10 protein-coding genes are annotated in these 9,487 nt (G+C 57.6%); 2 read left to right on the top strand and 8 right to left on the bottom strand.

Annotated elements, in window-relative coordinates; translation table 11 throughout:
- From ACFE0K_RS01470 to ACFE0K_RS01445, 6 genes are all read right to left on the bottom strand, one after another.
- The coding region (locus ACFE0K_RS01470; RefSeq protein ID WP_434534369.1) for a hypothetical protein at positions 1-291 on the bottom strand (291 nt) is incomplete at its 3' end.
- Positions 292-295: 4 nt separating this feature from the next.
- On the bottom strand, positions 296-424 hold the full coding sequence (locus ACFE0K_RS01465; protein ID WP_434534368.1) for a hypothetical protein: 129 nt from the start codon (positions 422-424) through the stop codon (positions 296-298).
- A complete protein-coding gene (locus ACFE0K_RS01460) occupies positions 424-1,599 on the bottom strand; it encodes an MBOAT family O-acyltransferase (RefSeq protein WP_434534367.1) in 1,176 nt (391 codons plus the stop codon). Before ACFE0K_RS01460 ends, ACFE0K_RS01465 begins: the two co-directional genes overlap by 1 nt.
- Positions 1,589-2,629, bottom strand: a complete 1,041-nt coding sequence (locus ACFE0K_RS01455) for a hypothetical protein (RefSeq protein ID WP_434534366.1) — start codon at positions 2,627-2,629, stop codon at positions 1,589-1,591. Before ACFE0K_RS01455 ends, ACFE0K_RS01460 begins: the two co-directional genes overlap by 11 nt.
- Positions 2,630-2,634: 5 nt before the next feature.
- Entirely contained in the window at positions 2,635-2,883 is a 249-nt protein-coding gene (locus ACFE0K_RS01450) for an acyl carrier protein (RefSeq protein ID WP_434534365.1), read from the bottom strand.
- Positions 2,884-3,084: 201 nt separating this feature from the next.
- Complete coding sequence (locus ACFE0K_RS01445; RefSeq protein ID WP_434534364.1) at positions 3,085-3,792, bottom strand: FMN-dependent NADH-azoreductase; 708 nt, start codon at positions 3,790-3,792, stop codon at positions 3,085-3,087.
- Between the two features lie 122 nt (positions 3,793-3,914).
- On the opposite strand from ACFE0K_RS01445, the gene ACFE0K_RS01440 reads away from it, so the two are divergent.
- Positions 3,915-4,820 (top strand): LysR substrate-binding domain-containing protein, encoded by a 906-nt coding sequence (locus ACFE0K_RS01440; RefSeq protein WP_434534363.1) that lies wholly within the window; start codon positions 3,915-3,917, stop codon positions 4,818-4,820.
- Between the two features lie 227 nt (positions 4,821-5,047).
- On the opposite strand, the gene ACFE0K_RS01435 is transcribed toward ACFE0K_RS01440, so the two are convergent.
- The gene (locus ACFE0K_RS01435; RefSeq protein WP_434534362.1) at positions 5,048-6,247 is read right to left on the bottom strand and encodes a fatty acid desaturase family protein; all 1,200 of its coding nucleotides are present in this window, start codon (positions 6,245-6,247) and stop codon (positions 5,048-5,050) included.
- 10 nt (positions 6,248-6,257) lie between these two features.
- Positions 6,258-7,376: a ferredoxin reductase gene (locus ACFE0K_RS01430; protein ID WP_434534361.1), complete on the bottom strand. Its 1,119-nt coding sequence runs from the start codon at positions 7,374-7,376 to the stop codon at positions 6,258-6,260.
- Positions 7,377-7,830: 454 nt separating this feature from the next.
- Here ACFE0K_RS01430 and dbpA point away from each other — a divergent pair, with 454 nt between their 5' ends.
- Complete coding sequence (gene dbpA / locus ACFE0K_RS01425; RefSeq protein ID WP_434534360.1) at positions 7,831-9,210, top strand: ATP-dependent RNA helicase DbpA; 1,380 nt, start codon at positions 7,831-7,833, stop codon at positions 9,208-9,210.
- The last annotated feature ends 277 nt before the right edge of the window (positions 9,211-9,487 follow it).

The raw sequence follows: 9,487 nt of genomic DNA, 5'->3' as shown, positions 1-9,487 counted from the left end.
GACAATTTCACCCTGTCGATAGATGCTCGCAGAAAACCGTGCCTGCAGTTGCTGTAGCTTTTCAGGGGGCGTCTTGGGGGAGATGAGCGTCGGTTTTACCCCGTCCAGCAATGCGCTGATGAAGTCGCTGATCGCCGCAGCGTTGCTTTCGAGAGGCCATAGCACTCGGTGGCCGGCATATTGGCAATAGTCTTTTCGTGTCAACGGCAGCTCTCCACTTTCACCCACAAGGGTAAAGCGAGAAGCTTCAGTACTGAATGCCTTTCTGCAGGCGGCCAGTAATTCATTCATTGGGTTAAAACTGCTGGTAGTGGAATTGCAGGGAAGGGTCGCTGGCAATCAGCAGGCATAGTAATGCCAGCCCTGCGCCCAGCATCAGCGTGCGTATCAGTCGATTGCTCTGTAGCAGCGGTGTTTTTTTCATTATCCGAGCCCCCAGGTCCGTATGTAGAGTTGGAGTGAAAAAACAATATCTTCTGGAAAGAAAGTCAGTGCATGGCCTATGGATACGTAGAACCAGACTGTAACGATGCCTAAGTAGCCCCAGGCCTGGTTTTGCATGATCGTACGCCAAATTTTGTACTTCCGTGTTTTTCGATGGTAATAGGCGAGTACGGCGAGGCCGATGCCATGATGCAGCCCCCATAGCAGCCATCCTGGAGACAGACTGTGCCAGGCGCCAATGGTGAGCATCGTCAGTATCAGTGCCAACGAAGGGATGCGCCAGCGACCCAGCACCGGGAAATAAATATAATCCCTTGCCCACCCGGACAGGCTGATGTGCCAGGCCCGCCAGAATTCCGCCAGGTTGCTCTGGCGCAAAGGATGATTGAAGTTCTCCATAAGGCGTATGCCAAACAGCAGTGATACACCGATTGCCATGTCGGTGTACCCGGAGAAATCCATGTAAATTCGCAGAAACTTGATAAACGAGATCAATACTAGCTGATGCCATTCCATGGCCATTAGCTCGTCGCTGCTAAGGTCTTCCGGGATGAAGGGCGCGAGAATGATGTCCGAAATTAGAAGTTTCTTTATTAGTCCGCTGCAGATCCTTTCGAATGCCAGAGAAAAATCTGGTAATGAGTCTCTCTGCGGAGCCATTACCTGGTTCTTGAAGGGGCTGTAGCGTTCGATTGGGCCTGCAATAAACATGGGGAAATACAGCAGATACGATAGATAGCTACCAAGTGTTGCGTCCGAAAAATTCCCTCGATGGCTTTCCAAAAGAAAATGCAGCTGTTTGAAGGTGTAGTAGCTGAGCCCAAGAGGGATGACTGATTTTTCTATCCAGCCAGCATTTTGAGCAGCAGGAAGAAAATATTGATAGCAAAGTAGGGTGCCAAGCGGAACCGCCATGGATAGAATGAGAAAATACCCGGACCGATTTTCCCGAAGAGGTTTCCCCAGAAAGAAAGTGGTAAGGCCTCCAATGACAGGTACAACCAGTGTGCGTGGCGAGATCATTGCCAGTAATACCGCGCTGGTTACCCCCAACATGCTCGCTTGGTGTCGGCGGAGTGCAGGTATGCTCCAGAAAGCGATCAGTGAAACAAGGATGGTCGACGCTGCATAGAACGCATCGTTATCAATGTTCATGATGAGGTTGCCCTGCCAGATAATCGACAAAGACGCGGGACCAGATGTTGCGGCCTGAGGCGTTGGTATGCACTGGATCGTTGAAGTCTGAGTGATCAAGTCGGGTCATCGGGTTCAGGTCGATACAGGAGAAATTCTGCCGACCATCACAGACCTGGGCATGTATTTCCTGATATACCTGAAGGTAGTCGCTACTCACGCCATTTTCCGGAATGGGGGCGGCAAGTAAATGGAGTGTCGCGCCTCTTTCACTGAGGTAGCCCTCAAGGGCTTTCACTACGGCCAGGTTGTGATGGATGTTCTCCTGGCGAGACATGGCAGCTGTTTTCTTCCGGCTTACGTTTTTCCACGCTTCCTGCCATTGGGGGCTGTCGACATCATGGTCAATGGAATAGCGCTGGTATACCGGCCGGCTGCCACTAAATAGTAGCTTGTTGGAAAAATGTAGAATGCCTTTATTAACCAGATACGCTGAGAACTGCGCCAGGGAGTAGTGCTCGGAGATCAGGAATTCATCGGGTAGATGGAGGCGTTCAGAGAGAATCTGTTGAAAAAACGATGTCGGATCTGCGTGGTAAAGCCTGCCGTTCAGGCGCTCGAAATTCTCCTCAAGGCTGAATGTGAAGGTGATGGGGGAAACAAAATAATAGTATTGATCTCCAGGGCTAGGCTGGCTCAGATAGGCGAGAAACAAGGTCTCAACCGGTCGCTGGCCAGGTGTATTGAGATCCACATACTTAAACAGATCAGCATTCCGGCTGGCCAGTTCCCGCTGCATAATGGCCTGTTGCCAGAGCGATTGCCGCACGACCGAAGTACCGAGAATATACAGTGCCGGGCTGTCGATGGCTGCGCCTTGTTGTGACAAGCCAATAGCCCGGCCGGCATACTCATGCACCTGGGTATGCTTTGAGAAAATCGTGTCGAAGTAGGGAAGGTGGCTTGCCTCTAGCCGGTACAAAGCGGCCGCGCCAAGTACACAAATCCCTATGCAGAACCAGTTGGCTCCGCCAAGTTTTTTGATTTGCATGGTTTCTAGGAAAGCTTCTTGGCGATGAATCCAGAGATGTTGTCGAGGGAGTCAAAGTTTTCCAGGGCCAATTCAGTGCCGGCCACCTTGATTCCGTAGGTTTTTTCCAGATAAACAACGATTTCCAGCAAAGAGACTGAGTCAATCAAGCCTCCGCTGAATAATGCTGTATCGTTGCTGATTTCATTCTTGTCCATGAACGCCAGCTCGGCGACCACGTGATGAAGTCCTGCTTTATCCACCGCAACAGTCATCCCTTTCCCCTTTCTTCCCTGATCAAAAATTGACCGCAAATGTAAAAAAGAATAATAGCACGTTAGTCCACTGGAGAGTAATGCCTGGAAAATCGGGAGGCTGTTACGATCCGGGCAGTGTGCCGGAGATGGGGTCTGGTCCCGTCAATCCGGGAATAAGCCGGGATGCCCGAATTGACGTCCTGAGTAAGTAACTACCCATCAAGCGCTTATCGCCTTTGGGGTTGCCTCAGCAGAAAAGGAGCTCTGCAATTCTGCCGCCACGGCATCCACCCGCTGCTCCGCTTCCCTGATCGACGCGGCCAGCCGCTCCCCACCTTCTTCCTGATGTTCAACGGCAATGCGGTGAATGCGGGTAATACCGATCACCTCCAGCGGCGTGTCCAGGCGGGGCCCCAGATGGTTCAGACCGGCGGGCGCGCCGCCGGGGCCGAAGCCGGCGCCGCCCCGTGACGACAGAATCACCGCGTGGCGGGGCCGCTCAGCCAGTAGTGGCGTAAACGGATCGTCCGGTCGGGTTTCGTCATAGTCCACCGTGCGCCCCATGCGTACCACCTGGTCCACCCAGGCCTTTAAGGCGGCCGGCATGCCGAAGTTATAGAGAGGCGCACCGATAACCAGAATGTCCGTGGCAATCAACTCGTCGATCAGTTGATCACTCTCGGCCAGTACCTCTGCCATCCAGGGTTGCTGACGCTCTGCCGGGGTAAAGGCTGCCTCAATCCAGCGCTGGTCGATAAAGGCGGGCGGGGCGCCGCCCACATCCCGATGGGTCAGGGTGGTATCCGGCTGCCGGGTTTGCCAGGCAGTCACAAAGCGATGAGTCAGGCGGCGGCTCAGGGAGCCGTGCTCATCGGTACCGGCAAGACCGGGGCGGGCGCTGGCATCCAGTTGCAGAAGGTGTGTCATCTCAGGCTCCTTGTGTTATGAGTTGTACTCATTCATCGTTGACGATGAAAACAGCCTAGCGACAAGCGTAAAGGCGCCACAAACGATCATTTCTTGCTGATATAGATGAGATTAACTCAGTTATGAGCCCTCGCCGCCTGCCTTCCCTGTCCGCCCTGCGGGCCTTCGAAGCCGCTGCCCGCCATGAAAGCGCCAAGCAGGCGGCCAATGAGCTGTCGGTCACTGCCACGGCCATCAGTCACCACATTCGCGGGCTGGAGGAGTCGCTGGGGGTGGCGCTCTTTGTCCGCAAACCCCGACAACTGTTGCTTACCCCTCAAGGGCGAGAATTGTTTCAATCACTGGAGGCGGCCTTCGACAGCATTGGCGACGCCGTCGCAAGGTTGAAAACCGCTCCCTCCCGCCAGGCGGTAACGCTCTCTACCACGCCGGCGGTGGCGGTGCGCTGGCTGCTGTCCTGGGTGTGCATGCTGCGCGAGGTGCATCCTGACATTGATCTGCGCATTCATGCCTCCCACGAACCGGTGGCGCTGGACGGCGTCACCGCCGACCTGGCGATCCGCTATGGCGATGGCCAGTGGCCGGGGCTGATCGCGGAAAAGCTGTTCGATAACACCTTTGCCCCGGTATGCAGCCTATACCTGAATCTGAACGATCCGGCGGACCTGCCCAAGCATCCGCTGATTCACTTCCGTCCTCAGGGCGCTCTAGCCACGCCTCTGGACTGGGCCGGCTGGCAGAAGCGCGCCAAAGTAGCGGGGCTGGATGTGAGTGCAGGGCTGGTGTTTTCCGACGAAACTCACGCCATCTCCGCTGCCATTGGCGGGCAGGGTGTGGCCCTGATGAGTCGCCCTTTGATAGCCGATGAGTTGGAAGAGGGGCGCCTGGTGCAACCCTTCGGTCCGGAACTGGAAGGCAAGCCGTTCTATCTGGTGTACCCGGAAAATCGACGGGATGACCCGGTGATTCTGGCTATTCGCGATTGGGTGATGCAGGTGCCGGGTGGGTTGTGTACGGCAGTGGGGTAGATTTCGGGTGTGTTCTGACTCAATTGGATTAACCAGTGGTAATGCACGGGTGTGACTGTACCCATATTGGGTCTTATGCGGGACGCCATAATGCTGACGAAGTTGATGAAGAATGACTGTCTGACGTAGCAGGGTTAGAGACTGTATTGCGCCTCGCGAGCAAGGCGCCCACATCGCCAAAACGTAGGGTGGATTACGCCTTTGGCTAATCCACCCTACGGTCTACGTCAGGACTGGCTGGCCTCTTCACGGCGTGGTTCGTAAGGCTCGCCGCCGCCGGGGAAAGCCAGGCGCAGGTTGTTCAACCAGGTGGTGCCGAACTGGCGGAACAGGGAGGCGCTGTTGTACGGAATGCCGTAGCGGTCGGCCAGCGCCCGTACCCGCGGTGCCACTTCCTTGTAGCGGTTGCTGCACATGTCCGGGAACAGGTGATGCTCGATCTGGTGTGACAGGTTGCCGGACAGGATGTGGAACAGCTTGCCACCCTCGATGTTGCAAGAGCCCAGCATCTGACGCAGATACCAGCGCCCGCGGGTTTCGCCTTCCACCTGTTCCAGCGTGAAGTTGTGGGCACCGGCGGGGAAGTGCCCGCAGAAGATGATGGTGAAGGCCCAGATGTTGCGGATCAGGTTGGCCACGGCATTGGCGCCGGCCACCATGCCGAACACCAGCAAAGGCGAGAAGGGCACGTAGAAGGAAATCGGGATCGCCACCAGCGCCGCCGCCAGTGGCCAGGCGATGTAATCCTTGGCCACCTGCCGCCATATCTTGTAGCCGATGCGTTTTAACAGCGGGGTGAAATCCTTCAGCTTGTTCTTGCCTTTCAGGTGGTCATCGATGGCCTGCTCATGGACGGCCACGCCTTCCTCGAACAGCAGCATCAGCAGAATGAAATAGATCGGCTGCAACAGAAACGCGGGCTTCCATTTCTGCATGGGCGTCACCCGCATGATGCCGTAGCCCACATCCAGGTCTTTTTCCAGCACATTGGTCCAGGTGTGGTGCACCACATTGTGCGAATGCATCCAGCGGTCCGAGGGACTCATGGTGTCCCATTCCCAGGTGTTGGACTGGATCTCCGGGTCTTTCATCCAGTCCCACTGGGCGTGCAGCACGTTATGGGCGATTTCCATGTTTTCCAGGATCTTGGCGATGCCGAGCGCGAACACGCCCAGGCCCATGATGGTGAGCGCCACCGGCCAGCTTGCCAGCGCGTGTCCCCAGGCAGGAATGAAAAACAGCGACAGGTAAATCACAAAACGGGAGCTCACCGCCATGGTGCGCTGGGTCTTGATCACTTTGAGGATATAAGCGCGATCCCGGTCGCCACGGGAATCAAACACCTCGTTGCGAATGGCTTCCAGCTCGCGGCCGAATTCTTCGATCTGTTCATCGGTCAGGTCGACCGGGTATTGATGGGTTTTCATTAGTCTTCCCTCACAAATCCAGTTCGCAATCGCCGGCGGCGGCGCAGATGCAGGTCTGTACAATGCTGCCGGCTTCGTTCAGCACTTCGCCGGTGCGTAGATCTCGCACACACCCGGAGACCAGGGTGGTGTTGCAGGTATGGCAGATACCCATGCGGCAGCCGTGGGGCGGGTTCATGCCAGCCTCCTCGGCCACTTTCAGCAGAGGTGTGTCACTGTCGCCGTCGGCTTCCACATCGCTCTGCGCAAAGCGCACCCTGCCACCCACCGCATCGTCGGGGATCTCAGTAAAGGGAGCGCGGAATCGCTCCACATGCAGCTGGCGGCTACAGCCGGCGTCTTCCATGCATTGCTCGATGGCTTCCAGCAGGGCAGGGGGGCCGCAGGCGTACACATCCCGGTCTTTCCAGTCCGGGCAGAGCGCATCCAGTTGAGCCGCCGAAAAGCGGTTACGGCTCGGGTCGTCGCCCTCGCGGCTATACATCAGGTGCAGGTGATAGCGATCGTTGTAGCGATCCATCGCCTTCAATTCCTTGCCCAGCACTACATCAAACTCGTGGGGCGCATAGTGAATATGGCAAGTATCTGGCAAACGACCCTGGGCAATCAGGCTGTTGATCATGCTGAACGCCGGGGTGATGCCGCTGCCTGCAGTAATGAACAGCGGTTGAATCGGCTGGGCATCCGGCAGGTAGAAATCCCCCTGCGGCAGCCCGATGGGCAGGTAATCACCTACCTTGATATTGCGCACGATGTGGTGAGAGATGGTGCCCTTGTCGATGGCCTTCACGGTAATGGTGAAGCAATCGTCATCCCGCTCCGGGGGGGAAGAGATGGTGTAGGTGCGGGTGTAGTGCTTGCCGTCGGCGGGGATGCCCACGCGCACGTGCTGACCTGCACGATGGCCGCGCCAGTTCAGGCCGGGGCGCAGGGTGATAGTGCGGGCGTCCTTGGTTTCATCCCAGACCTTGACGACGCGGGCCTGCATTTTGTGCGTGGTCCACAGCGGGTTCATCAGCTCCAGGTAATGGGAGGTGCGCAAGGGCCAGGCAAAATAATCGGTGATGGTACTCAGGCGAGACCAGATAGACGGGGATGCACCTGGCTCGGGCTGGGCGGGTTGACGCATAACGGTTCCTCGGTCGTTGTCATTATTTGAGGTGAAGCTCGCCTGGCGGGCCAGGCTGGCGGCGGGCAGCCGGGGCGGCTCGCCATAATCCGTTTTGTCACTGTTGTTGTAGCTGTTTTATGTCCGGTTCGGGTTTCAGTATCCGCTTGTGCGGGGCGTGCTGACCAACCCCTTTTACCGAATCCCTACGCAATACCCATGCAGACACACAATCGGGTACAACGCAGCAAGTGCACATCTGAATGTGTACAAGTGTTTACAAGATTAGAATGACATCGCCCTGCTTGTCTACCCCGTTTTTAATACGGCTAGAGTCACGCCCCGTCGGCGCCTTGCCAGCAAGGCGAATAACCGCCGCCCGGGCCAGGAAAAGCCAGCTCCCTCTGAAATCCATCGCCCCCGGCCCAACAGTTGGTACACTGCACGCCTGATTTCCTGCCACTCGGGCCCTTACGTGACTGATACCCTGTTTTCTTCCCTGCCACTCAGCGGCGATATGCTCGCCAACCTGGACACCCTGGGCTACACGGCCATGACCCCGGTGCAGGCGGCCAGCCTGCCACCCCTGCTACAGGGCCGGGATGTGATCGCCCAGGCCAGCACTGGCAGCGGCAAGACCGCCGCCTTCGGCATCGGCCTGCTGCACCCGCTGAACCTGCGCTATTACGGCTGCCAGGCACTGGTGCTGTGCCCCACCCGGGAACTGGCCGATCAGGTGGCCGCAGAGATTCGTCGCCTGGCCCGGGGCGTCGGTAACATCAAGGTGCTTACCCTGTGTGGCGGCCAGCCCATCGGCCCGCAGATCGGCTCTCTGGAGCATGGCGCCCAGGTGGTAGTAGGCACACCGGGGCGGATACTCAAGCACCTGAGCAAAGGCACTCTCAGCCTGGATGGGCTCAATACCCTGGTGCTGGATGAAGCGGATCGCATGCTCGATATGGGCTTCTTCGATGATATTGCCGAAGTGATACGTCAGACCCCGGAACGTCGCCAGACCCTGTTGTTCTCCGCCACCTATCCGGCGGGCATCAAGCAGCTCGCTGAAACCTTCATGCGCAACCCGGAACACGTGGAAGTGGAGGCGATGCACGACAATACCCGCATCGAGCAGCGTTTTTACGAAGTGGACCCCCTGCAGCGCTACGAAGCGGTGGCCGAGGCTATCGCCTGTTTTCGACCCACCAGCTGCGTGGTGTTCTGTGTCACCAAACAGCAGTGCCAGGACGTGGTTAGCCAGCTCTGTCGGCAGCGGTTGTCCGCCCGCGCTCTGAACAGCGACCTGGAACAGCGCGAGCGTGATGAAGTGCTGACCCTGTTCGCCAACCGCAGCCTGTCGGTACTGGTGGCCACGGACGTGGCTGCACGAGGGCTGGATATCGATAGCCTGGACATGGTGATTAACGCGGAACTGTCCCACGACCCGCAGACCCACATTCACCGCGTCGGGCGCACCGGTCGGGCCGGCGAGAAGGGCCTGGCCATCAACCTGGTGGCCCCCCGCGAAAGCCGCCGGGCCATGGCCATCGAAGAACTGCAGGGCGAAAAGCTCAACTGGCACCCGGTCTCCAGCCTCAAGCCCCGTGCCGGCGACACCATGCTGCCGCCCACGGTCACCCTGTGCATCGGTGCTGGCCGCAAGGACAAGCTGCGTCCCGGCGATATTCTCGGAGCCCTCACCGGCGACGCCGGCATGCCCGGTAATCAGGTCGGCAAGATCACCGTCACCGACTACCAGGCCTACGTGGCCATCGAACGCGACAGCGCCGACCTGGCACTGCAGCGGTTACTGGATGGCAAGATCAAGGGCAAGAACCGGCGGGTGAAGAAGCTGTAGCCTGCCGGCTACCTCTCTTTTGTTGGAGCTATGCTTGCATGGCGAATACGGCGGTGACCAACGGGCAAATCCTGCCAGTTACCGAAACCGCCCAGGATTGCCACCCAAGAAGCCTTGCACTTGCCTGGTGCAAAATATGACTATCATGGCGCCCTGAAATAGAGCAAAAACAGCCAGATTACCCGGCTTTCTTGCTCAGCTCGGCCAGCTTCTGATCCAGCATGTTGAGAATATGACGTCGGCTAATTACCCCCAGCACCTTGTTGGCGGCATCCAC

It is taken from the genome of Alcanivorax sp. (genome assembly GCF_051117345.1).
GTDB lineage: Bacteria > Pseudomonadota > Gammaproteobacteria > Pseudomonadales > Alcanivoracaceae > Alcanivorax.
The sequence above is the reverse complement of the archived record's forward strand: the minus strand, read 5'-3'. Positions and strand labels throughout refer to the sequence as shown.